2 tRNA genes are annotated in these 295 nt (G+C 44.7%); both read right to left on the bottom strand.

Annotated features, from left to right (window positions below):
• Window positions 1-43: 43 nt before the first annotated feature.
• Window positions 44-119: transfer RNA gene (locus tag DO88_RS00105), tRNA-Ala, on the bottom strand.
• A 50-nt stretch (window positions 120-169) separates the two neighbouring features.
• Window positions 170-246: transfer RNA gene (locus DO88_RS00110), tRNA-Ile, on the bottom strand.
• Window positions 247-295: the final 49 nt, after the last annotated feature.

Genomic DNA, 295 nt, shown 5'->3' with positions numbered 1-295 from the left:
GTTAATGGCCCGATAAAGAATATTTATTTTTAAGAAGTAAAAGTGGTGGAGCTAAGCAGGATCGAACTGCTGACCTCCTGCGTGCAAGGCAGGCGCTCTCCCAGCTGAGCTATAGCCCCACATATGCTGGTACTTACTGTTTTAACCATCTTCTTGATTAGACAAGAAGTGGTGGGTCTGAGTAGATTTGAACTACCGACCTCACCCTTATCAGGGGTGCGCTCTAACCAGCTGAGCTACAGACCCAAAACAATAAGTGTTGTTCTCTTTACAATAACAATCATCTGTGTGGACA

It is taken from the genome of Pseudoalteromonas sp. S3431 (assembly GCF_000690035.1).
GTDB lineage: Bacteria > Pseudomonadota > Gammaproteobacteria > Enterobacterales > Alteromonadaceae > Pseudoalteromonas > Pseudoalteromonas fuliginea.
Note: the sequence above shows the minus strand (reverse complement) of the source record. Positions and strands in the feature narration are given on the sequence as shown.